20 protein-coding genes and 1 pseudogene are annotated in these 24582 nt (G+C 64.6%); 15 read left to right on the top strand and 6 right to left on the bottom strand.

Going from position 1 to position 24582, the window contains the following annotated elements; translation table 11 throughout:
* Positions 1-18: 18 nt before the first annotated feature.
* Entirely contained in the window at positions 19-1242 is a 1224-nt protein-coding gene (locus ACQ4W7_RS10055; protein ID WP_436530168.1) for an MFS transporter, read from the top strand.
* A gap of 17 nt (positions 1243-1259) precedes the next feature.
* Here the strand turns inward: ACQ4W7_RS10055 and ACQ4W7_RS10050 are convergent, their stop codons facing one another.
* From ACQ4W7_RS10050 to ACQ4W7_RS10040, 3 genes are read right to left on the bottom strand one after another with little or no spacing between them, the layout of a single operon-like run.
* On the bottom strand, positions 1260-1940 hold the full coding sequence (locus ACQ4W7_RS10050) for a hypothetical protein (RefSeq protein WP_436530166.1): 681 nt from the start codon (positions 1938-1940) through the stop codon (positions 1260-1262).
* 5 nt (positions 1941-1945) lie between these two features.
* A complete protein-coding gene (locus ACQ4W7_RS10045) occupies positions 1946-2734 on the bottom strand; it encodes a MipA/OmpV family protein (protein ID WP_436530164.1) in 789 nt (262 codons plus the stop codon).
* Between the two features lie 9 nt (positions 2735-2743).
* The gene (locus ACQ4W7_RS10040; protein ID WP_426070581.1) at positions 2744-3322 is read right to left on the bottom strand and encodes a porin family protein; all 579 of its coding nucleotides are present in this window, start codon (positions 3320-3322) and stop codon (positions 2744-2746) included.
* A gap of 203 nt (positions 3323-3525) precedes the next feature.
* On the opposite strand from ACQ4W7_RS10040, the gene ACQ4W7_RS10035 reads away from it, so the two are divergent.
* Both ACQ4W7_RS10035 and ACQ4W7_RS10030 read left to right on the top strand, forming a co-directional pair.
* A complete protein-coding gene (locus tag ACQ4W7_RS10035; protein ID WP_071076386.1) occupies positions 3526-4203 on the top strand; it encodes a response regulator in 678 nt (225 codons plus the stop codon).
* Positions 4200-5501: an ATP-binding protein gene (locus ACQ4W7_RS10030; protein ID WP_436530161.1), complete on the top strand. Its 1302-nt coding sequence runs from the start codon at positions 4200-4202 to the stop codon at positions 5499-5501. The genes ACQ4W7_RS10035 and ACQ4W7_RS10030 overlap by 4 nt, the downstream gene beginning before the upstream one ends.
* Here the strand turns inward: ACQ4W7_RS10030 and ACQ4W7_RS10025 are convergent.
* A complete protein-coding gene (locus ACQ4W7_RS10025) occupies positions 5479-6375 on the bottom strand; it encodes an EamA family transporter (RefSeq protein WP_436530159.1) in 897 nt (298 codons plus the stop codon). The genes ACQ4W7_RS10030 and ACQ4W7_RS10025 overlap by 23 nt on opposite strands.
* Before the next feature lie 76 nt (positions 6376-6451).
* Between ACQ4W7_RS10025 and ACQ4W7_RS10020 the strand changes: the two genes are divergently transcribed.
* Complete coding sequence (locus tag ACQ4W7_RS10020) at positions 6452-6940, top strand: Lrp/AsnC family transcriptional regulator (RefSeq protein ID WP_436530157.1); 489 nt, start codon at positions 6452-6454, stop codon at positions 6938-6940.
* A gap of 16 nt (positions 6941-6956) precedes the next feature.
* Positions 6957-7778, top strand: a complete 822-nt coding sequence (locus tag ACQ4W7_RS10015) for an APH(3')-I family aminoglycoside O-phosphotransferase (protein WP_436530155.1) — start codon at positions 6957-6959, stop codon at positions 7776-7778.
* Between the two features lie 29 nt (positions 7779-7807).
* Here the strand turns inward: ACQ4W7_RS10015 and ACQ4W7_RS10010 are convergent, their stop codons facing one another.
* A complete protein-coding gene (locus ACQ4W7_RS10010) occupies positions 7808-8335 on the bottom strand; it encodes a hypothetical protein (protein ID WP_436530153.1) in 528 nt (175 codons plus the stop codon).
* 127 nt (positions 8336-8462) lie between these two features.
* Here ACQ4W7_RS10010 and ACQ4W7_RS10005 point away from each other — a divergent pair, with 127 nt between their 5' ends.
* Positions 8463-8846, top strand: coding sequence for a glutaredoxin domain-containing protein (locus ACQ4W7_RS10005; RefSeq protein ID WP_426070575.1), 384 nt, complete (start codon positions 8463-8465; stop codon positions 8844-8846).
* Positions 8847-8854: 8 nt separating this feature from the next.
* Here ACQ4W7_RS10005 and ACQ4W7_RS10000 read toward each other — a convergent pair whose 3' ends face one another.
* On the bottom strand, positions 8855-9091 hold the full coding sequence (locus tag ACQ4W7_RS10000) for a DUF3820 family protein (RefSeq protein WP_034749909.1): 237 nt from the start codon (positions 9089-9091) through the stop codon (positions 8855-8857).
* A gap of 144 nt (positions 9092-9235) precedes the next feature.
* Here ACQ4W7_RS10000 and ACQ4W7_RS09995 point away from each other — a divergent pair.
* The 9 genes and pseudogenes from ACQ4W7_RS09995 to ACQ4W7_RS09955 form a co-directional block, all read left to right on the top strand.
* Positions 9236-9484, top strand: a pseudogene (locus tag ACQ4W7_RS09995) (MFS transporter); the annotation flags it as partial.
* Between the two features lie 94 nt (positions 9485-9578).
* Entirely contained in the window at positions 9579-10796 is a 1218-nt protein-coding gene (locus tag ACQ4W7_RS09990) for a YeeE/YedE family protein (protein ID WP_426070574.1), read from the top strand.
* Positions 10797-10877: 81 nt separating this feature from the next.
* Positions 10878-12356, top strand: a complete 1479-nt coding sequence (locus tag ACQ4W7_RS09985; protein ID WP_436530151.1) for a sodium:solute symporter — start codon at positions 10878-10880, stop codon at positions 12354-12356.
* 75 nt (positions 12357-12431) lie between these two features.
* Positions 12432-14306, top strand: coding sequence for a signal peptide peptidase SppA (gene sppA, locus ACQ4W7_RS09980; RefSeq protein ID WP_436530149.1), 1875 nt, complete (start codon positions 12432-12434; stop codon positions 14304-14306).
* 96 nt (positions 14307-14402) lie between these two features.
* Positions 14403-14942 (top strand): GNAT family N-acetyltransferase, encoded by a 540-nt coding sequence (locus ACQ4W7_RS09975; protein ID WP_436530147.1) that lies wholly within the window; start codon positions 14403-14405, stop codon positions 14940-14942.
* Positions 14943-15380: 438 nt separating this feature from the next.
* Positions 15381-16751, top strand: coding sequence for an efflux RND transporter periplasmic adaptor subunit (locus ACQ4W7_RS09970; RefSeq protein ID WP_436530145.1), 1371 nt, complete (start codon positions 15381-15383; stop codon positions 16749-16751).
* Positions 16748-19867 (top strand): efflux RND transporter permease subunit, encoded by a 3120-nt coding sequence (locus ACQ4W7_RS09965; RefSeq protein ID WP_436530143.1) that lies wholly within the window; start codon positions 16748-16750, stop codon positions 19865-19867. Before ACQ4W7_RS09970 ends, ACQ4W7_RS09965 begins: the two co-directional genes overlap by 4 nt.
* Entirely contained in the window at positions 19864-23100 is a 3237-nt protein-coding gene (locus tag ACQ4W7_RS09960) for an efflux RND transporter permease subunit (RefSeq protein WP_436530141.1), read from the top strand. Before ACQ4W7_RS09965 ends, ACQ4W7_RS09960 begins: the two co-directional genes overlap by 4 nt.
* On the top strand, positions 23097-24521 hold the full coding sequence (locus tag ACQ4W7_RS09955) for an efflux transporter outer membrane subunit (protein WP_436530139.1): 1425 nt from the start codon (positions 23097-23099) through the stop codon (positions 24519-24521). Before ACQ4W7_RS09960 ends, ACQ4W7_RS09955 begins: the two co-directional genes overlap by 4 nt.
* The last annotated feature ends 61 nt before the right edge of the window (positions 24522-24582 follow it).

The raw sequence follows: 24582 nt of genomic DNA, 5'->3' as shown, positions 1-24582 counted from the left end.
CCTCTGCCGGAGAAATCCATGACTACCGCAAGCCTTGTTTCCCCTCAAGCCAGCAAGATGCCGCCCGGCGTGCTGGCGCTGGCCGTCGGCGCCTTTGCCATCGGCGTCACCGAATTCATCGTCGTCGGCATCTTGCCGAGCATTGCGAAGGATTTGCATATTTCCATCGAATCGGCCGGCTCGCTGGTCAGCCTATATGCGCTGGCGCTGGCCATCGGCACGCCGCTGCTGGTGCTGCTGATGTCACGCCTGCCGCGCAAGGCAGCCTTGCTGGGGCTGATGAGCATGTTCCTGGTCGGCAACTTGCTGGCCGCCTTTTCGCACACGTTTGAATGGTTGCTGGCGGGGCGGGTCATCACGGCCGTGGCGCACGGCACCTTCTTTGCCATCGGCGCCACCTTGGCGGCCAGCCTGGTCGCCAAGGCGCAGGCGGGCAGGGCGATTTCCGTAATGTTTGCGGGCCTGACCCTGGCCATGGTGATCGGCGTGCCCTTCGGCAGCTTCCTCGGCAATTTGATGGGCTGGCGCTTGCCCTTCTTTGCTGTCGTCGTGCTGGCTGCCGTGGGATTGGGCGCCATGGCGCGCTGGTTGCCGGCCGGTTTGCCGCAGGGCAAGGGCGGCCAGGCCATGACGCAGCTGGCGGCCCTCGGTAGCGGTCCCATTTTGACGATGATGGCCGTGACGACGTTCGGCTTCGGCAGCAGCTTTGCCGCCTTCACCTTCATCACGCCCATCCTGACGGATGTGACGGGCTTTTCCGCCAGCATGGCTAGCGCCTTGCTGATCGTGTTTGGCGCCGCCACTTTTGCCGGCAACCTGGCGGGTGGCTACCTGACGAGCCACCTGGGCTGGCAAAAGGCCTTGCGCCTGATGCTGCTCTTGCTGGCCGTCACGCAAGCTGGCGTGGCCCTCAGTATCAGCTCGCTCTGGATGATGACGGTGATGCTGTTCGTCTGGGGCGTGTTCGCCTTCGGCCTGTCGCCCGCCCTGCAGGCCGGCATGCTGGCCACGGCCGAGCGCTATACGCCGCAAGCCGTCGATTTCGCATCAGGCCTGAATATCTCCGCGTTTAACCTGGGCATTTCCTTCGGCTCGATGCTGGGAGCGCTGATGGTCTCGCACCAATTGATGGCATCGTCGCCGTGGGCGGGCGTGGCCGCCGCATTACTCGCCTTGCTGCCGCTGGCGTGGCTGGCGCGCCGCAATCTGGCTGTCCACGTGGCGGGGGTGGTCGCGCACTGAACGCGGCGCCGCCCACCTTACTCCAGGAGCGCGGCAATCGCCAGCGGCGTGCCGCTGGTGAGGACCTGTCCCGCATCCTGATGCGCATGGAAACGGTAGACGAAGATGCGGAAACCGGCCACGGCGTCGCCGGGGAATGCGGGGCCTTCCTGCGCCGCCAGCGGAATCGCCGCACCATCGCTGCCCTGGTAGCGCACTTGCGCCGCCTCCGTCCTCGGATACGAAAACTGCACGCCGGCGCAGCGCTTGCCGCTCGCCCCGCCCGTGGAGCGCAGGTAGGCGAGCAGCTGTTCGCAGGCGGCGCGCAAGTCGGCCGCCGCATACACGCCATCGGGCCGCGTGACGATGGAGACCCAGGCGCTTGTGGTGATCTGCCCCGGCTTGCGGTTCCAGGTCAGCTCCGCATTGTCGTCATACGCGGCCTTGGAGAACGGGAAAACGGCCAGGCCCAGCGCATCGAGCGGCAGCGCCAGTTGCGCGCTCTTGCCGTGCAAGGTCAGGCGCAAGTCGCCCATGGACACGCTGGCGTCGCGCGGACGCAGGCGCAGATGGTTTTGCAGGAATTGCTTGTGCTTGCCGTACTTCTCGAACCAGATCATGTGGCGGTAGGCGTCGCGATACGCGGTCCAGTCGTTTCCTTCCTGTGCGCAGGCGAACGCGGGCAGTAGTGCCAGGCCGAGAAGCAGGGGTTTGAGCATGGTGCTTAAAACCGGTAACCGAGTCCGCTGGACCAGGTGATGACGTTGTGCCGTTCGATGAAGGGGCTGTGGGCCGGCCCGCTGCCCAGCCGCGTGCCCGTCACGGTGCTGTTGAGCAGCCACTTGCTGCTCAGGGCCCAGTTCCAGTTGATGCCAGCATGGATGGAGGTGACGCCGCCGGCCGGGCGGTAGTCGCGCGCGCCGCCGGTGGCGAAGCTGACGGCGTACTGCTCGTCCATCACGGCGCCGCTGGCCAGCGACACGCCGGTCGATAAGATCACCGTATGATGAGCCGCCAGCGAGGGCAAGGTCTTTTGCAGGCCGACCTGGCCGCGCCAGCCGCGTGCGCTCGTGTCGTACAGCAGGTTCGACGTGACGCGCGCCGCGCCGCCCAGGTAATAGCCATAGAAACCGCCCACGTCGAGCGAGCCCTTGATGCGCCGCGTGCCGCGCAGGCGCCAGCTATCTTCCGGACCGCGCGCGTTGCTGGAGGTGAGCAGCGGGCCGTACTCCACGCCCGGCGTTGCCGACAGGTGCATGCCCGCCACGCCGCTGGCAGAGACGAACACGCCGTTGCTCCACTGGACTTGCAGCAGCGGCCGCAGGACGGCGGCGCGCGGTGCGCCATTGTCCGTCGCGGAGCTGCCCGTGACAGCCGCTCCCACGTACATATCCCTGCTCCCGTCGGGCATCATCAGCGCGCTGGCGTCGTCGGCCAGTACCGGTCCGCAGGCGGCCAGCAGCAACAGCAGGGGAGAAAAACGGGAAAAAAAACGGGGAGCGAACTTGTTCATGTATTCCTTTTAAAAGCCGAAGCGGACACCGAGCGCCAGGCGGTTCATCCTGCTATCGAATCCTTCGTATTTGACTTTCGGGGCGTGCTCCCATTCGAGCTGCAGCGCCACGTCCTTGTTGATCTGGTAGGCCACTCCCACGCTTGCGTACAGGCCGGTCTTGCTTGCCGATTCGCCCTGCGGCGCATTCTTGCCGTCGATGGTGAATTCAACGCGGCTGCGCGCCACGCCAGCCTTGCCGAACAGCGACCAGTCGTCGTCCAGGTGCCATGTGCCGCGCGCCGCCAGGTAGGCGGCGCTGGAACGCACCTTGAACTGGTAGCCGGGATCGAGGTCGAAGCTGGTCGCGCCGCCGCTGGCGCGGTAGCCGCCTTCCAGGGCCCAGGCCGGCGTTAGCTCGTAGCCGGCGAAGACGCCGAAGGGTACCGCCTTGCCTCTGGCATCGCGCTGGCTCTTCGTGTCGCCATCGGCACGCAGGATCTTGCCGTCGGTAGCCGGGCTGACGTTGGCACCCACATACAGGCCTTCGGCATGGACCATCGAAGTGGCGGCGATGGCGAGCAGGGTGCTGCATACAATTTTTTTCATGTTCGGATTCCGGTTGAAGTAGGAGCTACGAATGTTAGGCAAACGTCGTTCCGGAATCCGCCCTAGTTTGTCCTTGAATTGTCCTCAATTTGTAGGGCACATTTGTATGAAAAGTGTACAGATGTGTATGTGATTGTCGAATATGCCACTTTTGCGCTGCGCTCCACTACAATACGCCACAAAAATGGCGGCGCGGAGGGGCGATGCAACGTGTAATGCTGGTGGAAGACGATGCGCGGCTCGCCGCGCTGGTCAAGGAATACCTGGATGAATACGACTATGTGGTCGACGTGGTGACGCGCGGCGACCAGGCCCTGGCGCGCTTCCGCGACCTTCAGCCTGATTTGGTCATACTCGACCTGACACTGCCCGGCGTCGACGGCCTGGTGGTGTGCCGCCAGCTGCGCCAGCTCAGCGCCGTGCCCATCCTGATACTCACCGCGCGCGAAGACACCTTCGACGAAGTCTCGGGCCTGGAGCAGGGCGCCGACGATTACGTGAACAAGCCGGTCCAGCCACGCGTGTTGCTGGCCCGCCTGCGCGCGCTGCAGCGGCGCGGCAGCGCGGCGGCCGGCAGCGACATCGTCATCGGCCAGTTGCGCATCTCGCGCGCGAACCGCGCCGTGCACTGGCGCGGACAGGAAATCGCCATGAACAGCGCCGAATTCAAGCTGTTCGCGATCCTGGCCGACGCTTCGGGCAAGGTCATGTCGCGCAACGATATCCTCGTCAAGATGCGCGGCATCGAGTTCGATGGCCTCGACCGAAGTATCGACAACTGCATCTCGCGCCTGCGCCGCAAGTTCGACGACGGCGGCGCCGAGCGCATCAAGACGGTGTGGGGCGAAGGCTATCTGCTCACGCCCTCCGCCTGGGAATGAATCGTCTTTTCTGGCGTTTCGCGCTGCTGATGCTGATGGCCATCGCGCTGGCCAGCTGCGTCATTTACTTCACCTTCAGCCGCCTGTTCGGCGATCCGCTTGAGCATATCGCGCGCGACCAGGCCGCCGGCCAGATATTCCTGCTGGAGCAGTACATCGACCAGGCGCCAGCCGACGAATGGCTGCCGCGCCTGAACAAGGTACGCGAAGTGTCGGACGTCACGCTGGAGCTGCAGCCCTTGTCCACTGTGCTGCCGGCGCTGCCGACCGCCCGGCGCGCGCAGCTGCTGCAAGGCGCCGTCGTGATGGACGTGGGCGGCAAGGCTTTTTACCGCCGCGTGGACGGCACCGGCGCGCGCTATGCCGGCAGCGAGGATGATGTGATCCACGCGCAAAACCTGCCCATCGACGTCGGCCAGGCGCTGCGCATGGAGGCGATCCGCTTCGCCGTCATCGCGCTATGCCTGCTGCTGCCGCTCGGGTGGTGGACGCGCGCACACGGGCGCAGCCTGGCGGCGCTGTCACGCATGGCCGACGATTTTGGACAGGGCGACCTGGCGGCGCGAGCGCAGGTCAGGCCTGCGTCGAGCATCGCGCCGCTGGCCGGACGCATCAATGAGATGGCCGAGCGCATCGGCTCCCTGCTGGAAGCGCGCCGGCATTTGCTGCTGTCGGTGTCGCACGAGCTGCGCACACCGATCGCGCGGCTGGAATTCGGACTGGCGCTGCTGGTTGAACGGCATGCGGGGCAAGACCCTGCCATGCGGCGGCGCATCGATGCCATGGGCGTGGATGTCGAAGAATTGAAGACGCTGGTCAATGAGTTGCTGAACCTGATGCAGCTTGATCATGCGCAAGCCTTGCCGCGCCAGCCGTTCGCCCTGGCGCCCCTGCTGCACACCTGCATGGCGGCCATCTTGCCGCGACAAGTGAGCGCCCAGATCGCCGGCGACCTGGGCGAGCTGCGCGGCGATCCCCGCCTGCTGGCGCGCGCCATCGGCAACCTGCTAGGCAATGCCGCCAAATATGCCGTCGTGCGTATCGCGCTGTCGGCCGTGCGCGATGGCGATGCGCTGCGCATTGTGATCGAGGATGACGGTCCAGGCATTCCCGCCGACCAGCGCGAACGGGTGTTTGCCCCATTCTATCGCCTGGCCCGCGAGCAGGACCATACCGCCGCCGGCCATGGCCTCGGGCTGGCCATCGCCGCCAGGGCCGTCGCGCTGCACGGTGGCGCCATCGCCATCGACGACTCGCCGCTGGGCGGCGCGCGCTTTACGATTTATATTCGGGCCTGAGCGCCGGCGCACCGCGTTTCTGGCGCTGCGCCATGTACGAGCTGCCCATGGACGCGGCCATGATCATGGCGATGGCCAGCCATTGGGGGGCGTCCAGCCGTTCATCGAGCAGGATGAACGCCAGCATGGCGGCCACGGCCGGTTCCATGCTGCTCATGATGCCGAACGCTTGCGGCGTCAGCCGTTTCAGGGCCACCATTTCCAGCGAGATCGGTATCGCGCTGGAAATCAAGGCCACGCCCAAGCCCACGGCCAGCACGACAGGCGAGAGCAGGGCGGTGCCGCTGTGCAGCACGCCCACGGGCACGACCACCAGCGCGGCCATGGCCAGGCCCAGCGACACGGAATGGCCTGCATGCAAATGGCTGGCGCGCTTGCCGAAGATAATATAGGTGGCCCAGCAGACGGCGGCGCCCAGGGCGAACAGCACGCCGGTGGCGTCCAGAGTGCTGATATCGTGGCCGAGCGGCAACAGCAGCGCCAGTCCCGCCACGGCCAATGCCACCCAGACGAAGTCGAGCGGACGGCGCGAGGCCAGCAGCGCCACGGCCAGCGGGCCGGAAAATTCGATCGCCACGGCGATGCCGAAGGGAATTGTGCGTAGCGCCATATAGAAACACAGGTTCGTCAAGCCCAGCGCGGCGCCATACAGGGCTACCGTGCGTAAGTCGGTGCGGCTCAGCTGCCAGCGCCACGGGCGCCAGAACAGCAACAGCAACAGGGCGGAAAAGCCCACGCGCACGGCCGTCGTGCCCTGTGCACCGACCAGCGGGAACAGACTATGCTTGGCCCACGACGTGCCCAGTCCCAGACAGGTGACGGAGCCCAGGATGGCCAACAAGGGGATAAAAGAAGAGTAGCGGTGCTGTAGCATGGCGAGTATGGCTTGATATCGTAAGCATGAAAGTTTATTGTGTCTGCTCTGATATTTGCACTGCATTTTGACCCCCATGACGCAACTTTCGCTCACGCCTTCCTTTACCCTCGATGCCTTCGACCTGGCGATCCTGGACATCTTGCAACGCGATAATACGACCTCGCAGCGCGAAATCGCCCAGGCCGTGCATTTGTCCGCACCCGCCGTGCAGCGACGCATCCGCCGCCTGCGCGAAAGCGGGGTGATCCGTCATGAAGTGGCCGTGCTCGACGCGAGCCGCCTGGGCCGCCCTTTGATCTTGACGGTGGAAGTACATTTGCACGATGAGCACCCGCTACGCACAGCCGGCATGCGCGCACGCATCATGGCCGAACCGGCCGTCCAGCAGTGCTACGGGATCACGGGCGAGGCCGACTATCTGCTGGTCATTACTGCCAGCAGCATGGCCGAATACGAGGCGTTGACGGAACGCCTGTTCGGCGGCGACGACAATATCCGGCGCTACCGCACCTCGGTGGCATTGACCTGCCTCAAGATGGGCTTGCACGTGCCCCTGGGATAGAGAAAAGGCCAGCCAGATGAGCATATCCAAAAGCAGGCAAGTCGCCATGATGGCAGTCATGCCCGCCAGCCTGCGCGCCGCCGTGGCTGCTTATCAATGGGCGCGCGACAGCATCGGTGAGTCGGGCGCTGCCGTCTACCGGCTGCATGGCAGGGACGGTGCGCCGGGCCTGTACCTGAAGCACGGCAGGGCTGTTGCCGCCGCCGATATCGCCGATGAAATGGCGCGGCTGCGCTGGCTGGCGCAGTACCTGCCCGTGCCGGCGGTGGTGCAGTTTGCCCGCATGGCTGACCCGGACCAGGCATGGCTGCTGATGACTGCGCTGCCTGGCACGACGGCGTCCGAGGTGCTGGCAGCGAACCCCGCGCTGGGTCCCGCCGTGGTCGATGCGCTGGCGGCCTTCCTGCGCCGCCTGCACGCGCTTCCCGTGAGCGCTTGCCCGTTCAACGCCGGCCATGCTGTTCGGCTGGCCCAGGCGCGCCAGCGCATCGATGCGGGCCTGGTTGATGCAGAGGATTTCGATGCCGGGCGGGAAGGCTGGACGGCAGGGCAGGTGTGGGCGGCGCTGCAGGATAGCCTGCCTCTGGTGCCCGACCTCCCGGTCACGCATGGCGATTTTTCGCTGGAGAATATCCTGATGCAGGAAGGCGCCGTCGTCGGCTGCATCGACGTGGGACGTGCCGGCGTTGCCGACCGCTACCAGGACCTGGCTATTGTCTGGCGTGCTCTCGGTGAGTTGGATGCCTCGCTACAGCAAAGGTTTGCGCAGCAATATGGGCTCCTTGATATCGATCAAGGCAAGCTGCAATTTCACTTGCTGCTGGACGAGCTGTTCTGAATGTCACCAGTCATCACGGCGCTGGCAGCCTACTGCTCCTCGCGCTCGGCATCGCGTTCCCTGCAGCTCAATGACGCGTAATGCCCCTTGGCCACCCTGGTCTTGATGGCCACGTCGCTCAGTGCATGCCGGATATCGACCGGGTCGGTCAAGGTGCAGCGCTGGGCGCGGGCGAAGGCTTGCAGTTTCTGCGTGTTGCCGCGCACCTTTACCGTTACGCCAACGCCGGAGCTGACGCAGCAGCCGATGTATTGCGTGATGTATTCTTCCTCGATGAGCACTAATTCATGTCCCATGAAGCTTGCGGGCTTTTTCAGCAGGTAGTAATCGGTGTAGTCGAAGCGCTGGTCGGGCTGCTTGCCGATAAAACCTTCGCGCATGTAGGCCTGGATCGCCTTGCCCGAGGTGCCCACTCTGTCCGTCGTGCCCTTTTTTAGGTGCAGCGCATGGAGCAAGCCCATTTCAAGCCCAGGATAGGCAACGGTGTAGGCGCTGGCGCAACTGGCGGCCAGCAGAAGAGCGCCGATCAGGCGGCGGGTGCGGCTCCAGTCAGACATGGGATTGATTCCTTGCATACATTTCATACTTGAAGAGGCGAAGAAGAGAAACGGCGCAGTGTAGCCCACGCCAGCCTGTGTGCGTGGCACAATGCGTGACCCGCATGCCACTCACCCGAGGACTTTCATGACCCGCGCCATCCTAGACGAAGCCCAAATACATCCCGCCGCCCGACCTTTGATCGGCAGCAAGCATACGGACATCGTGCGCGAGGTGCAGGCTGCCATCGCCGCGCACCAGGTGGTGGTGGTCGGCATGGCGCTCAATCCGTTTCCCCGCAAGGCGCGCAAGATACTCGACGTGCTGGGCACGCCTTATCAGTACTTGCAATACGGTAGCTATTTGAACCAGTGGCACCGCCGCAATGCCTTGAAAATGTGGACGGGCTGGCCGACTTTCCCCATGGTCTTTGTCAATGGCGTGCTTATCGGCGGCGCCAGCGAGTTGCAAAAACTGGTGGAAAATGGCGAGTTCAGCGGCATGCTGGCGAAGAAGGTGCGCCAGTTTTAAACGCTTCCTTACTCTCCCGGCCGCCACGGCGACTTGCGCGTGCGCAAGGGGTCGAGCAAGCTTCTTAGGTCGTTGTGGTCAAGCTCGTACATCAGCGCGATTAAACTGCCCAGTTCGCCCGAGGGAAAGCCTTCGCGCGCGAACCAGCCCAGGTAGTGGCCTGGCAAATCGGCCAGCAACCGTCCCTGATATTTCCCATATGGCATTTCGCGCGTGACCAGCAGCGCCAGTTTTTCTGAATTCATGTTGGTGACCCCATGTTGATCCGATCAGTGTAGCAGACCCTCGAATTATTGATTTTTGCGCAACTATCTTCTGCCGAGCGAGCTATTTTTCGGAATAAAGAAAATCCTCATACTGCATGCCAACATCTTTTACCGGAGTTTGTCATGTCCATTGCCTTGCTCGCGCTGCCTCTCAGTGCATTTGCCATCGGAACCACCGAGTTTGTCATTGTGGGGCTGTTGCCCACCATCGTCGCGGATCTGGGCGTGAACTTGCCGTCGGCCGGTTTGCTGGTCAGCCTGTATGCGCTGGGCGTCGCCGTTGGCGCGCCTGTCCTGACTGCCCTGACGGGCAAAGGTCCCCGCAAGACCCTGCTGCTGTCGTTGATGGTCTTGTTGACCCTGGGTAACTTGCCCTGGTCTACAAGTAAGTTGCTGGCAGAAAACACCAAAACGGGCGGGCGCAGGGTTTAAAATAGGGCTTACCTTCCTCTGGCCCCTACTCCCCATGTCCGATACAGCAACGTCACCCCTGCGCCTGCGCGCCGCTATCAATCCCAAACCGCTGGGCATTGCCCTGTTGCTCATTGTGCTCGGTGCCTGGTACCTGGCGCTGACCGTGGGCATCACCCAGGCCGCGCTGTACGTGGTGGGCGCCTTGCTCGGCATTACGCTATATCACGCGGCCTTCGGCTTTACGTCCGCCTGGCGCGTCTTCATTGCCGATGGCCGCGGCGACGGCTTGCGCGCGCAAATGCTGATGCTGGCCGTCGGCGTGGCGCTGTTTTTCCCCGCGCTGTCGGCCGGCACCCTGTTCGGCACGCCCGTCGCGGGCCTGGTTTCTCCCGCCGGCACCTCGGTGATCTTCGGCGCCTTCATTTTCGGCATCGGCATGCAGCTGGGCGGCGGTTGCGCCTCCGGCACCTTGTACACGGTCGGTGGCGGCAGCACGCGCATGCTCATCACCCTGGCCGCCTTCATCGTCGGCTCCGTGATCGGTACGGCGCACATGCCGTTCTGGACGGCGCTGCCGCAGCTCAAGCCCATTTCTCTCGTCACGACCCTGGGCCTGGCGCCCGCGCTGGCGCTGAACTGGATCGTCTTCGCGCTGATCGCCGGCATCACGGTATTCGTTGAAAAGCGCCGCCATGGCAAGCTCGTCGCCACGCCGCTGCGGCCAACACAGGCATCGCCCTGGCTGCATGGCCCATGGCCGCTGGTGGCGGGCGCCATCGCGCTCGTCGTGCTGAACTTCGCCACCCTGGCGTTGTCGGGCAAGCCATGGGGCGTGACGTCCGCGTTTGCCCTGTGGGGCGCCAAGGCCGCATCGGTGGTCGGCATCGATACGGCCAGCTGGGCTTACTGGTCCACCAAGGCCAATGCCGCCGCCCTGGCCGCGCCGCTGACGCAAGACAAGACCTCGGTGATGGATATCGGCATCGTGCTGGGCGCCATGCTGGCGGCGGCGCTGGCCGGCCGCTACGCGCCCGTGTGGCGCATCCCGCGTCGCTCGATCATCGCCGCCGTCGTCGGCGGCTTGCTGCTCGGCTATGGCGCGCGCCTGGCCTACGGCTGCAATATCGGCGCGTATTTCAGCGGCATCGTCTCGGGCAGCTTGCACGGCTGGCTGTGGCTGGTCTGCGCTTTCCTCGGCAACGTTGTCGGCACGCGCTTGCGTCCGTGGTTTGGCCTGGAAGTGGAGCGCGTGAAACCGAGCGGCTGCTGATGCCTGATTGACCTGGGGCATTGCTGTACGCTTTGTTGTATATTTCTGCCCCTGTTCATCTTTGCCGCCAGTGCAACGCCCATGTCCCCAGTCATCCTGTTTGCCGTCGTGCTCGCGTATTTTCTGATCCTGCTGGGCGTGGCATGGCGCACGTCGCGCCACGCCACCAACGACAGTTTCTTCATCGGCAACAAGGATAGCAATTGGATGCTGGTGGCCTTCGGCATGGTGGGCACCACGCTCACGGGCGTCACCTTCATCAGCGTGCCGGGCGCCGTGGGGAGCAACGGTTTCGGCTACATCCAGCTGATGATCGGCTATGTACTGGGCTATTTGGCCATCACGTTTATTTTGCTGCCGCTGTACTACCGGCTGCAGCTCACGTCGATTTACCGCTACCTGGAATTGCGCCTGGGGCGGCGTTCCTACCAGAGCGGGGCGGCGTTTTTCATCGTGTCGCGCCTGCTGGGCGCCACGGCGCGGCTGTATCTGGTGGTCAATATCCTGCAGGCGACGATACTCGACAGCTTCGGCGTGCCGTTCTGGCTGACGTCGTGCGTCGTGCTGCTGCTGATACTGCTCTACACGTATGAGGGCGGCGTGAAAACCATCGTCTGGACCGACACCCTGCAAACGGCCTGCATGCTGGCGGGGCTGGTGATTTGCAGCGTGTTTTTGCTGCGCGAGATGGACCTGTCCCTTATCGATAGCCTCGAGCGCATGCGCGCGCAAGGACTCACGCGCATCTTCACCGTCGACCCGGACAGCCCAGCGTATGTCTGGAAGCACATCGTGGCCGGCATGTTCATCACCATCGCCATGACGGGCATGGACCAGGAAATGATGCAAAAAAACATTTCCGTGCGGACCTTGCGCGACTCGCAAAAGAACATGCTCAGCCTGACCGTGGTACTGACTGGCGTGCTGCTGCTGTTCCTCTTCCTCGGCGGCTTGCTGCACCTGTATGCGCCGCTGGCGGGCGTGACGGCCACAGGAGATAAACTGTTCCCGGCCGTGGTGCTCGGGCATTTCCCCGCCGTGGTGCAGCTGATTTTCTTCATCGCCCTCATCTCCGCCCTGTTTCCCAGTGTGGACGGGGCGCTGACGGCGCTCACGTCCACCTTCTGCATCGACATCCTGGGCCTGCAGCGCAGGCAGGATTTGAGTGTCGCCACGCAGATGCGCTGGCGCCGCCGCGTCCACCTCGGGTTTTCCGCACTGTTCTTGATCCTGATCATGGCCTTCAAGTGGATCGATAGTCCCAGCATGATCGTCGTGATCCTGAAGCTGGCCAGCTATACCTATGGTCCGCTGCTGGGCCTGTTCGCCTTCGGCCTGCTGAGCCGGCGCGGCGTGCGCGACCGCTGGGTGCCGCTGGTGGCCGTGGCCGGGCCATTGCTGTGCGCGCTGATCGAAGGGGAGCAGGCGCGGCTGTTCGAGCATTACCGCCTCGGCCTGGAATTGCTGATTCTGAATGGCGCCCTGGTGCTGGGCGGCCTGTTTCTCATTTCCACGCCGGCAGGGCAGGGTGGCCAAGGCACGCGATACTTGTCAAAATAAGACGAATCCCAAGACGATCGCGGCCATTTTCAGCTATATTGATTTCCTTTAGGTACATAACCCCACGGAGCATCAATGTCACTCAACCCCTTCCCGCCGCTGCGCCGCGGCTTTGGCGCATTCTGGCGCGCGCTGGACGCCACCCGCCGCGCGGTCATCAATCTGATTTTCCTGCTGATCGTCATCGCCATCCTGATCGCCATCTTTGGCGGCGGCGCCAAGCCCCTGGCGGAAAAGACCACGCTGGTGCTTGACTTGCAAGGTCCGCTGGTCGAGGAAACCCCGGGCGGTGTGCGCGAGGCGGTGCTGGCCAATGTCAGCGGCGAAGTCAAGAAAAGCGTGCAGCTGCGCGACGTGCTGGCGGTGCTTGACACGGCGTCCAAGGACAAGAACATCGGTTCCATGGTGATCCTGCTCGACGAGTTGCAGGGCGGCGGCCTGGCGTCACTGCGCGAAGTGGCGGCTGGCGTGGAACGCTTCCGCGCCACCGGCAAGAAAGTCACGGCCTGGGGTTCGAGTTACAACCAGCGCCAGTACCTGGTGGCGGTCAAGGCCGACGAGGTATACCTGCATCCGATGGGCGGCGTCATGCTGGAAGGCTTTGGCCGCTACCGCAATTACTACCGCGACGCGCTCGACAAGGTGGGTGTGACGGTCAACCTGCTGAAAGTGGGCACGTATAAAAGCGCGGCCGAGCCTTTCATCGCCAACGGCCCGTCCGAAGCGGCGGCCGAAGCGGACCGCTACCTGAACAACGGCCTGTGGACTACCTACACGACGGACGTGGAAAAGGCGCGCAAGCTGCCGGCCGGCGCCATCATGCAATCGATCGATGCGTTGCCCGCGCTGATGACGGCAGCCGGCGGTGACCTGGGCAAGCTGTCGCTGGACGCCAAGCTGGTCGACGGCCTGAAAACGCGCGATGAACTGCGCCAGTTCATGATGGCGCGCGGCGCCAAGAACACGGAAGGCACAAACTTCCGCCAGGTGAACTACACGGATTACCTGGCGCGTTTGCGCCCAGTGCACGTCGGCGACGCCGTCGGCGTGGTCATCGCCTCCGGTGAAATCGGCGACGGCATCGCGCCACCGGGCGCCATCGGCGGCCTGTCCACCTCGCGCCTGATCCGCCAGGCACGCGAAGACAAATCGATCAAGGCCATCGTGCTGCGCGTCGATTCGCCGGGCGGTAGCGCCTTCGGCTCGGAATTGATCCGCCGCGAACTGGAACTGACGCGCGCCGCCGGCAAACCGGTGGTCGTCTCGATGGGCAACGTGGCCGCTTCGGGCGGTTACTGGATCAGCACCTCGTCCGATGAAGTGATCGCCGACGCGGCCACCATCACCGGTTCCATCGGCGTGTTCGCGATTTTGCCGACGGCCGACAAGGTGGTGGAAAAGCTGGGCATCCATACGGCCGGTTCGCCCACCACCTGGCTGGCCGACGCGGGCAACCCGTTGCGCCCGCTCGATCCCCGCTTCGCGCAAGTGATCCAGGGTTCGATCAACCACGTGTATGGCGACTTCCTGAACCTGGCCGCCAAGGCGCGCAAGACCACGCCGGAAAAGATCGATGAAGTGGCGCAGGGCCGCGTCTGGACAGGCTTGCAGGCGAAAGAACGCAACCTGGTCGACCGCATCGGCAGCTATGGCGATGCGCTGGCGTCGGCGGCCAAGCGCGCCAATCTGGGCAGCGACTACCGCGTGACCTACCTGGAGCAGGAAACGTCGAACGTGGACCGCCTGATCGGCATGTTCGGCTCCAAAGCCATGGCCTCGCTGGGGCTGGGCGAGCACGTGAAGCTGGGCCTGGCCAGCACGGGCTTGCCGGCTGACGCGGCGCTGGGCATGGCGCAGGACCTGAGCTGGCTGTCCGGCATCACGCGCGAGCGCAAACCGTTCATGGCCCTCACGCACTGCTTGTGCGAGGTGCCTTTAGGCGGTAATTAAGGCCAGACGCGAGACAATGATTTGCCCCCCAAGCCGGCTTCGCCCGGCTTGTTTCATATGCAGGGCAGCGATGAAGAGCAAGGCATGGCAAACGACATGAGTACACAAACTGACACGGCGATCAGCATTCGCCCTTGCGTGCAGGGCGATGAACAGGCGCTGGCGCTGGTGGGACAATCGACCTTCCTGGAGGCGTTTGCCGGCATCCTCGATGGCGCCGACGTCATCGCCCACTGCCAGCGCCAGCACGATGTGCAACTGTACCGCGACTGGCTGGCGCTGCCGGCCATGCGGCTGTGGCTGGCCGAGGCCACGCCCGGTGGCGCGCCCATCGGCTACCTGGTGCTCAGTCCCGCCAGCCTGCCGGTGGCCAACCCGAGGCCGAATGACCTGGAAATCAAGCGCATCTACCTGCTGCACCGCTTCCAGGGCCAGCGTGTGGGCCAGCGCCTGATGCCGGCGGCCGTGGAGCGGGCGCGCGCCAGCGGCGCAGGGCGCGTGCTGCTGGGCGTGTACGCGGAAAACCACGACGCGCTGGCGTTTTATGCGCGCTGCGGCTTTGCGCAGCTGGGCAGGCGCACTTTCCGCGTGGGCCGCACCGATTACCAGGATGTCATCCTTGGCATGACGCTGTAAATCCAGGTAAAGAATCGCGGCCGTCTGTCGCTGCCTGAGCACCCGCGTGGCGCCAGGTCAAGGCGGATGGCGGGAGATTTGTAGCGAGTTTGTATCTGCATGCGAGTCGCCCGTGCAGCGCTGGCGCCGTGGCACGACGCCCCGCAAGCCTGATTTTTCCACCATTCCCCCACAGTGGCGGCATGCCAGCAGGCGTGCGTGTCCAGGCCCCGCGCGGCAAGCCATGGATAATTGTTTCAAGTAGAAATGAAACAGAAACATGACTATGCTAGAGTCGTTTCACGCTAGGGAGCGATGTTTTTTCAGCTGACTTTCAGCTCTTGACTCCCCCGGCTTTGTACCGAAACAACCCCGAAAAACGGTCGTCCGGCCTGAGTGTGTTCCACCTCGGCCGGCGCCACAGACTCGCCGTGCCAGCGGCCTATACAAGGATAAGCGATGGATTCGCAGACAACACCCAACACCGCGCGGCGCAGCCGCCGTTCGAAAATCGTCGGCACGGTCATCGCGCTGGCCGTGATGGCTGCACTGGGGGGCGCTGCCTGGTACCTGACCCACTCCGGCACCGCCGCCCAGGGCGGCTCCGGCATGGCCGGACCCGGCGGTCCGGGCGGCCCCGGTGGACGCCGCGGCGGCCCCTCGACCACCGTGGGCGTGGCCACGGCCGTGAAGTCCGACTTGCCCGTGGTGCTCGATGCGCTGGGCACCGTGACGGCGGCGTCCACCGTGACGGTGCGCCCGCAAGTGTCGGGCATTTTGAAAGAGTTGAAATTCAAGGAAGGCGGCATGGTCAAGGCGGGCCAGGTGGTGGCGCAGATCGACCCGGCGCAGTTCGAGATGGCGCTGATGCAGGCCACGGGCCAGCGCCAGCGCGATGAAGCGCAGCTGGAAAACGCGCGCCTGACCCTGAAGCGCTATCAAACCCTGCTGGGCCAGGATTCCATCGCGCGCCAGGACGTCGATACGCAGGCCGCCCTGGTCAAACAGCTGGAAGGCACGGTCATGACGGACCGCGCCGCCGAAGGCACGGCCAGGCTGAACCTCGGTTATACCAAGGTGGTGTCGCCGATCAGCGGCCGTGCGGGCCTGAAGGTGGTCGATATCGGCAACCTGGTGAGCACCAGCGACGCGGGCGGCGTGGTGGTGGTGACGCAGCTGTCGCCCATCGACGTAGCGTTTTCCGTGCCACAGGATAAAGTGCAGACCATCCAGGAACGCCTGAATGGCGGCTCTGCCCTGGCGGCCCTGGCGCTGGACCGCACGCGCACGCATACCCTGGACAAGGGCAGCCTGAGCGCGCTCGATAACCAGGTCGACGTGCAGACGGGCACCGTGCGCGCCAAGGCCCGCTACACGAATGACAAGATGGCCCTGTTCCCCAGCCAGTTCGTCAACGTGCGCCTGGAACTGGGCAATATCACGGGCGCCGTGCTGGTACCCGTGACGGCTCTGCGTCACAGCAATAATGGCGACTTCGTGTATGTGCTGAAAGCCGACAAAACCGTCACCGTGCGCATGGTCACGCGCGGTCAGGCGACTACCGACATGGTGGAAATCCGCGCCGGCCTGGAAGCGGGAGAGCAAGTCATCACGGAAGGCGCCGACCGCCTGAAGGAAGGCGCTAAAGTCACCCTGGCGGGCGACAAGCCGGTCGGTGCGGGCGGTGCACCTGGCGCAAGCGGCGAACGCCGCCACCGCCGCCAGCAGGCTGACGGCGCTGCCAGCGCATCAGCAGCGGCAGCCGCTTCCGCATCCGCATCCGCACCGGCCAACGTTCCAGCGGCACCAGCGAAGGGCGCAGCACAATGAGTCCATCGACGCCCTTCATCAAGCGCCCCGTCGCCACGGCGCTGCTGATGCTGGCCATCGTGCTGGCGGGGCTGGTCGGCTTCAAGTTCCTGCCGCTGGCCGCCTTGCCGCAGGTGGACTTCCCCACCATCCAGGTGCAGACCTTATACCCGGGCGCCAGTCCCGAAGTCATGGGGCAGACCGTGACGGCCCCGCTGGAGCGCCAGTTCGGGCAGATGTCGGGCTTGCAGCGCATGAGTTCCACCAGCGCCGCCGGCGTCTCACTCATCACCCTGCAATTCACCCTGGGCCAGACCCTGGACGTGGCTGAGCAGGAAGTGCAGGCGGCCATCAACGCGGGCGGCTCCCTGCTGCCGACCGACTTGCCAGCGCCGCCCGTGTACGCCAAGATCAACCCGGCCGACGCGCCCGTGCTGACACTGGCCATCACCTCGGACACCATGCCGCTGACGCAGGTGCAAAACATCGTCAACACCCGCCTGGCGCTGAAAATCAGCCAGGTCAACGGCGTGGGCCTGGTGTCGCTGTCGGGCGGCCAGCGTCCCGCCGTGCGCATCCAGGGCGACACCAAATTGCTGGCCTCATATGGCCTGGGCCTCGACAGCCTGCGCACGGCCATCGCGGCGGCCAACGTCAACAGTGCCAAGGGCAGTTTCGACGGCCCCACGCGCTCGTTTACCATCAACGCCAACGATCAATTGGTGACGGCGGAAGACTATAAGCGCCTGATCATCACCTATAAAAACGGCGCGCCCGTGCGCCTGCTTGACGTGGCCAACGTCGTCGACAGCGCGGAAAATACGCGCCTGGGTGCCTGGTCGGGCAAGCAGCCGGCCATCATTCTGAACGTGCAGCGCCAGCCCGGCGCCAACGTCATCAAGACGGTCGACGCTATCAAGGCCCTGCTGCCCGACCTGCAAGCGAGCCTGCCGGCGGCCATGAAACTCGACGTGTTGAGCGATCGCACGACAGGCATCCGCGCCTCGGTCGAGCACGTGGAAATGGAACTGCTGCTGTCCGTGCTGCTGGTGGTGCTGGTGATCTTCGCCTTTTTGCATAGTCTGCGCGCCACGGTGATTGCCAGCCTGTCCGTGCCGATTTCGCTGATCGGCGCCTGCGGCGCCATGTATCTGCTCGGCTACAGCCTGAACAACCTGTCCCTGATGGCGCTGACGATTGCCACCGGTTTTGTCGTCGATGACGCCATCGTCATGATCGAAAACATCGCCCGCTACATCGAAGAGGGCGAAACGCCGATGGCGGCCGCGCTGAAAGGCGCGTCGCAGATCGGCTTTACCATCATCTCGCTGACGGTGTCATTGATTGCCGTGCTGATTCCGTTGCTGTTCATGGGCGACGTGGTGGGCCGATTGTTCCGCGAATTTGCCATGACCCTGGCCATCACGATATTGATTTCCGGCGTGGTCTCGCTGACCCTGGTGCCGATGATGTCGGCGCGCTGGCTGAAAAGCCACGCCGATGAAAAAGTCAGCGCCACGGGCCAGCGCATCCAGGCCTTTCTCGACCGCGTCATCGTGCAGTACGACCATGCGCTGGTGTGGGTGCTAAAACGCCAGGGCTTGACCCTGCTGGTGGCTTTGGCCACTTTGCTGCTGACGGTGATTTTGTACATCACCATCCCGAAAGGCCTGTTCCCCACGCAGGACACGGGGCAGCTGAAGGCGCGCATCGAAACCTCGCAAGCCGTCTCGTACGAACGCATGGCCACCTTGCAGCAGGCTGCTGCCAGCGCGCTGCTGGAAGATCCCGCTGTCGATACCCTAAGTTCCCTGGTGGGCGTGGATGCGGCCAACAACACCATGCTGCACACGGGCAGCATGCTGATCAACCTGAAGCGTTCGCGCAGCGGCAGCCAGGACGACATCATGGAGCGCCTGCGCAACCGCGTGGCCAAGGTCGCCGGCGTAACCCTGTATTTGCAGCCGACGCAGGATCTCACCATCGATGCGGAATCGGGGCCGACGCAGTACCGCGTGTCGCTCGAAGGGGCCGACACGGCCACCGTCACCGAGTGGGCCGGCAAGCTGGCGGCGCGCATGCGCGAAAAATCGCAGCTGCGCAACGTCGTCACGGATGCGGGCGCCACGGGCGCCGCCGTCGTGGTGGCCATCGACCGCGATAGCGCTGCGCGCATGTCCGTCACCACGGCCACCGTCGACGACGCGCTGTACAACGCTTTCGGCCAGCGCATCATCTCGACCATTTTCACGGAAACCAACCAGTACCGCGTGATTCTCGAAGCGCAGCCCGGCATCGTCACCACGCCGGCCGACCTGTCGGAACTGCAGGTGCGCACGGGTTCCGGCAAGTCGACGCCGCTGTCCGCCTTTGCCAGCATCAGCGAAAAACAGGCGCCGCTGCAAATCACGCACGTGGCGCAGTACCCGGCCACGACACTCGGCTTTGATACCACGCAGGGCGTGGCGCTGGGCAGCGCCGTCGACGCCATCCGGCAGGCGGCAAAAGACATCGCCTTGCCGCCATCGCTGACATTGACTTTCCTGGGCGCGGCCGGTGCGTATGAAAATTCCTTGTCGAATCAGCTGTGGCTGATCCTGGCCGCCGTCGTCTGCGTCTATATCGTGCTGGGCGTGCTGTATGAAAGCTATATCCACCCGCTGACGATTTTGTCGACCCTTCCATCGGCCGGCGTGGGTGCCTTGCTGGCGCTGATGATTTCCGGGCAGGACCTGGGCGTGATCGGCATCATCGGCATCATCCTCTTGATCGGCATCGTCAAGAAGAACGCCATCATGATGATCGACTTTGCCATCGAGGCCGAGCGCGACGAGGGCAAGAGCCCGCAGGAAGCCATCCACCAGGCCGCATTGCTGCGTTTCCGCCCTATCCTGATGACGACCCTGGCGGCGCTGTTCGCGGCTGTGCCGCTGATGCTGGGCTGGGGCGAGGGCGCCGAGTTGCGCCGTCCGCTGGGCCTGGCCATCTTCGGCGGCCTGATCGTCAGCCAGGTGCTGACCCTGTTTACCACGCCCGTCATCTACCTGGGCTTTGACCGCCTGGGCCAGCGCTTCGCGTCTAAAACGCGGGGCGTGAGCCTGGACAAGCCGGCCGATAACGCGGGGAGCGCCGCGTGAACCTGTCCGAACCATTCGTCAAGCGGCCCATCGCCACCGTGCTGCTGACCATCGGCATCGCGCTGGCGGGCGTCGGCGCTTTCTTCGTGCTGCCCGTCTCGCCGCTGCCGCAAGTCGATTATCCGACCATTTCCGTCAGTGCCAGCCTGCCCGGCGCCAGCCCCGCGACCATGGCCACCTCGGTGGCCACGCCGCTGGAGCGGCGCCTGGGCGTGATTTCCGGCGTGAACGAGATGACGTCGTCGTCCAGCACGGGCTCGGCGCGCATCAATTTGCAGTTTGATTTGAACCGCAAGATCGATTCGGCCGCGCGCGAAGTGCAGGCGGCTATTGCCGCCTCGCGCGTGGACTTGCCGGCCACCCTGCGCAGCAATCCGACCTACCGCAAGGCCAATCCGTCCGACGCGCCCGTGATCATCCTGGCGCTGACGTCAAAGACGCGCACGCCGGGCCAGATCTACGATGCCGTGTCGAACCTGGTGCAGCAGAAAGTGGCGCAAGTCAAAGGCGTGGGCGACGTGGAACTGGGCGGCGGTTCGTTGCCGGCCGTGCGTGTGGAATTGCTGCCTTACCAGCTCAATCACTATGCCGTGTCGATGGAAGATGTGCGCGCGGCCATCCAGGCCACGAACGCCAACCGGCCCAAGGGGGCGATCTCCGGCGACGCGCGCAGCCTGCAAATCTATTCGGGCGCCAGCACCGCCTCGGGCGGGCGCAGCGCGGCCGACTACCGCGGCCTGGTGGTGGCCTGGCGCGATGGCGCCGCCATCCGCCTCGACGACGTGGCCGAAGTGGTCGACGGCGTGGAAAACAACAATACCCTGGGCCTGTTCAACGGTGACCCGGCCGTCATCGTGCTGATCACGCGCCAACCCGGCGCCAACGTCATCGCCACGGTGGACGGCGTGCGCGCACTGCTGCCGCAATTGCAGGCGCAGCTGCCCGGCGACATCAAGCTGCAAGTGGCGTCCGACAGCACCAATTCCATCCGCTCATCCTTGCACGAGATCGAATTCACCCTGATCCTCTCCATCGTGCTGGTGGTGCTGGTGGTCAGCGCCTTTTTGCGCAGCGTGCGCGCCACCATCATCCCGGCCGTGGCCACCATCGTCTCCTTGCTGGGCACTTTCGGCGTGATGTACATGCTGGGGTTCAGCCTGAATAATCTGTCCCTGATGGCGCTGACTGTGGCCACCGGCTTTGTCGTCGATGATGCCATCGTGGTGCTGGAAAACACGCAACGCCACATCGAGGCGGGCATGGAACGTTTCAAGGCGGCCTTGCTGGGCGCGCGCGAAGTGGGTTTTACCGTGCTGTCGATCAGCCTGTCGCTGGTGGCCGTCTTCATCCCGCTGCTGTTCATGGGCGGCCAGGTGGGGCGCTTGTTCCGCGAATTTGCCGTCACGCTGTCGGCCGCCGTGATGATTTCGCTGGTGATTTCATTGACCACCACGCCGATGATGTGCGCCTGGCTGCTGAAAAGCGGCGAGCAGCACAAGCCGCCCGGCTTTGTCGCGCGCTGGTTCGAACGGGGCTTCGAGCGCATGCTGAAAGCGTATGAACACTGCCTGGACTGGGCCTTGTCCAGCGCCGCGCTGGTGATGACCATCCTGGTATTCGTCGTCGGCCTGAACGTGTATCTGTTTGCGGCCGCGCCCAAGGGCTTTTTCCCGCAGCAGGACACGGGCCAGATCAACGGCGGCATGCGCGCCGACCAGAGCATCTCCTTCCAGGCCATGCAGGGCAAGCTGCGCCAGCTGGTCAACATCATCAAGGACGATCCTGCCGTCGCCACCGTCGTCGGGTTCACCGGCGGGGGCAGGGCGGGGGGCGGCTTCATGTTCATCGATCTGAAACCGGCCTCGCAGCGCACCGACAAGGGCCAAGCCGTGATCGCGCGCTTGCGCCCGCAACTGGCGAAGGTGACGGGTATTTCCCTGTTCCTCAACCCCGTGCAGGATTTGCGCATGGGCGGGCGTTCCAGCAATTCGACCTACCAGTACACCCTGATCAGCGACAACCAGGCGGACCTGAAGAAATGGGCGGCGAAACTGGCCGACCAGATGAAGCTGCAGCCCGCCCTGATCGACGTCGACACGGACCAGGCGGAAAATGGCGTGGAAACCTTTGTCAGCATCGACAAGGACCGCGCCACCCAGCTGGGCGTGCAGGTGCGCGACATCGACAATGCGCTGTACAACAGCTTCGGCCAGCGCCAGGTGGCGACCATCTATGATGAGCTGAACCAGTACCACGTCATCATGGAAGTAGCGCCGCGCTATGCGCAAAGTCCGGAAGCGCTGCGCTCCGTGTATGTGCCGGCGTCGAATGCGGCCGGCGTCAGCACGACCACCTCTGCCGTCACCTCGGCGACGACTGCCACCACCTCGAACACGACGGCGGCGCGCGATCCGTCCAGCGGTACGGCCTTGAGTACGACCCTGGCGACGATGGTGCCGCTGTCGTCGTTCAGCAGCTTTGCCGAAAGCTCGACGGCGACGTCCATCAACCACCAGGGAGGTGAGCTGGCCACCACCGTCTCGTTCAACCTGGCCGACGGCTCTCCGCTCAGCGATGGGCAGGCCGCCGTGGCCCAGGCGGAATCGGAAATCGGTATGCCGGTGAATGTGCGCGGCAGCTTCCAGGGTTCGGCCAAGAGTGCGCAGGACAGCAACAAGGAGCAGCCGCTGTTGATCCTGGCGGCTATCGTGGTGATTTACATCGTGCTGGGCATCCTGTATGAAAGCCTGATCCACCCGATCACCGTGCTGTCAACCTTGCCGTCGGCGGGGGTGGGCGCCGTGCTGGCATTGCTGCTGTTCCGCATGGAGTTTTCCATCATTGCCCTGATCGGCGTGTTCCTGTTGATCGGTATCGTCAAGAAAAATGCTATATTGATCATCGACTTCGCGCTGGAGGCCGAGCGTTCGCGCGGACTGACAGCGGTGGAGGCGGTGCGCGAGGCATGTTTGCTGCGTTTCCGCCCCATTCTGATGACCACACTGGCGGCGGCGCTTGGCGCCTTGCCGCTGGCGATCGGTTTCGGCGAGGGGTCAGAGCTACGCCAGCCCTTGGGGGTCGCCATCATCGGCGGCCTGATTGCCAGCCAGTTACTCACATTGCTGACCACCCCGGTGGTCTATATCCTGCTCGACAAGTTGCGCACGCGCAGCGCCGACGAGCAGCAATTGAGCCGCATTCCTGGGCCAGATAACCCGAGCACACAATCATGAAGCAAGTAAAACCTATCCCGTCCGCCGTACCCGCACGCCACCTGCTGGCATTGGCAGCGGCCGCAGTTCTTCTGGCTGGCTGCGCCGTCAGCCCCGCGTATGAAGTGCCCGTCGCCGCCGCGCCGCAAGCGTTCAAGGAGGCGGCCGGCTGGCAACCGGCCGTGCCAGCCGATACCCTGGAGCGTGGCCCCTGGTGGACCCTGTTCGGCGACGCGCAGCTGAACCAGCTGGCCGAAGGCATTGAGGTATCGAACCAGAACGTGGCGGCTGCCATTGCCTCGTACGAGCAGGCGCGCGCGCTGGTGCGCGAACAACGCGCCTCGCTGTTCCCCAGTGTGAACCTGACGGGCAGCGGTGCCCGTTCCGGTGGCGGTGGCGAGCAGCAGACGAACAATAACTTCAAGGCGGCCATCGGCGCGTCGTGGGAACCGGATATCTGGGGCCGCCTGCGCGCCGGCGTATCGGGCGCGGATGCCAGCGCGGCCGCCAGCGCGGCCGACCTGGCTGCCGCGCGCCTGTCGGCGCAGGGCGAACTGGCGACGAATTACTTTTCGCTGCGCCAGAGCGATGCGCAGATCGCGCTGCTGAACGCCACCATTGCTGGCTACAAGCGCGTGCTCGACATCACCAGCAACCGCTTCAATTCCGGCATCGCCGCCAAGTCCGACCTGCTGCAGGCGCAGACGCAGCTGGCGAATGCGCAGATCGACCTGTCGAGCCAGACGCGTGCGCGCGCCCAGCTGGAACACGCGATCGCCATCCTGCTGGGTAAGGCGCCGTCCGACTTCAGCCTGGCCGTGGCGCCGTGGACCCTGACCGTGCCCGAGGTGCCGCTGGGCGTGCCGTCGACCCTGCTGCAGCGCCGCCCCGATATCGCCGCCGCCGAGCGCAGGGTGGCCGTGGCCAACGAGCAGATCGGCATCGCCCGTTCCGCCTACTATCCGAGCCTGAACCTGACGGGTTCCTACGGGTCCGGCGCCAGCCGTGTGGGCGACCTGTTCAATGCATCGTCGAGCCTGTGGTCGCTGGGCGTGTCGGCCGCGCAAACCTTGTTCAACGCGGGCGCCACCACGGCCAGCGTGGACGCGGCCAAGGCCGGCCACGAAGCGGCCGTGGCGCGCTACCGTCAGACGGTGCTGGCCGCCTTTGGCGCCGTGGAAGACCAGTTGTCGGCCACGCGCGCGCTGGCCGAGCAGCTGGCCTTGCGCCAGCAGGCGTCGTCCGCCGCCGACCAGGTCGAGCAGCAGATGCTGAACCGCTACAACGCGGGCCAGGTCGGCTATACGGATGTGGTGACGGCGCAGGTGACGGCCCTGTCGGCGCGCCGTTCGCTGGTGCAGGCGCAGGCGGACCGCCAGACGACGGCCGTGGCCCTGATTCAGTCGCTGGGCGGCGGCTGGCATGTGCCGCCGGCGCAGTAGACGGCAGGTTGGCGCAGGGTGAAAAACCTGCGCCAAATTCGCATTTTCACGCGTGGCTTGA

The organism is Janthinobacterium algoris, from assembly GCF_051380935.1.
GTDB lineage: Bacteria > Pseudomonadota > Gammaproteobacteria > Burkholderiales > Burkholderiaceae_D > Janthinobacterium.
Note: the sequence above shows the minus strand (reverse complement) of the source record. Positions and strands in the feature narration are given on the sequence as shown.

Excerpts from the sequence above, each read along its gene's own strand:
- ACQ4W7_RS10055 (WP_436530168.1), top strand. The coding sequence starts at position 19 with ATGACTACCGCAAGCCTTGTTTCCCCTCAAGCCAGCAAGATGCCGCCC.
- ACQ4W7_RS10050 (WP_436530166.1), bottom strand. The coding sequence starts at position 1,940 with ATGCTCAAACCCCTGCTTCTCGGCCTGGCACTACTGCCCGCGTTCGCC.
- ACQ4W7_RS10045 (WP_436530164.1), bottom strand. The coding sequence starts at position 2,734 with ATGAACAAGTTCGCTCCCCGTTTTTTTTCCCGTTTTTCTCCCCTGCTG.
- ACQ4W7_RS10040 (WP_426070581.1), bottom strand. The coding sequence starts at position 3,322 with ATGAAAAAAATTGTATGCAGCACCCTGCTCGCCATCGCCGCCACTTCG.
- ACQ4W7_RS10035 (WP_071076386.1), top strand. The coding sequence starts at position 3,526 with ATGCAACGTGTAATGCTGGTGGAAGACGATGCGCGGCTCGCCGCGCTG.
- ACQ4W7_RS10030 (WP_436530161.1), top strand. The coding sequence starts at position 4,200 with ATGAATCGTCTTTTCTGGCGTTTCGCGCTGCTGATGCTGATGGCCATC.
- ACQ4W7_RS10025 (WP_436530159.1), bottom strand. The coding sequence starts at position 6,375 with ATGCTACAGCACCGCTACTCTTCTTTTATCCCCTTGTTGGCCATCCTG.
- ACQ4W7_RS10020 (WP_436530157.1), top strand. The coding sequence starts at position 6,452 with ATGACGCAACTTTCGCTCACGCCTTCCTTTACCCTCGATGCCTTCGAC.
- ACQ4W7_RS10015 (WP_436530155.1), top strand. The coding sequence starts at position 6,957 with ATGAGCATATCCAAAAGCAGGCAAGTCGCCATGATGGCAGTCATGCCC.
- ACQ4W7_RS10010 (WP_436530153.1), bottom strand. The coding sequence starts at position 8,335 with ATGTCTGACTGGAGCCGCACCCGCCGCCTGATCGGCGCTCTTCTGCTG.
- ACQ4W7_RS10005 (WP_426070575.1), top strand. The coding sequence starts at position 8,463 with ATGACCCGCGCCATCCTAGACGAAGCCCAAATACATCCCGCCGCCCGA.
- ACQ4W7_RS10000 (WP_034749909.1), bottom strand. The coding sequence starts at position 9,091 with ATGAATTCAGAAAAACTGGCGCTGCTGGTCACGCGCGAAATGCCATAT.
- ACQ4W7_RS09990 (WP_426070574.1), top strand. The coding sequence starts at position 9,579 with ATGTCCGATACAGCAACGTCACCCCTGCGCCTGCGCGCCGCTATCAAT.
- ACQ4W7_RS09985 (WP_436530151.1), top strand. The coding sequence starts at position 10,878 with ATGTCCCCAGTCATCCTGTTTGCCGTCGTGCTCGCGTATTTTCTGATC.
- sppA (WP_436530149.1), top strand. The coding sequence starts at position 12,432 with ATGTCACTCAACCCCTTCCCGCCGCTGCGCCGCGGCTTTGGCGCATTC.
- ACQ4W7_RS09975 (WP_436530147.1), top strand. The coding sequence starts at position 14,403 with ATGAGTACACAAACTGACACGGCGATCAGCATTCGCCCTTGCGTGCAG.
- ACQ4W7_RS09970 (WP_436530145.1), top strand. The coding sequence starts at position 15,381 with ATGGATTCGCAGACAACACCCAACACCGCGCGGCGCAGCCGCCGTTCG.
- ACQ4W7_RS09965 (WP_436530143.1), top strand. The coding sequence starts at position 16,748 with ATGAGTCCATCGACGCCCTTCATCAAGCGCCCCGTCGCCACGGCGCTG.
- ACQ4W7_RS09955 (WP_436530139.1), top strand. The coding sequence starts at position 23,097 with ATGAAGCAAGTAAAACCTATCCCGTCCGCCGTACCCGCACGCCACCTG.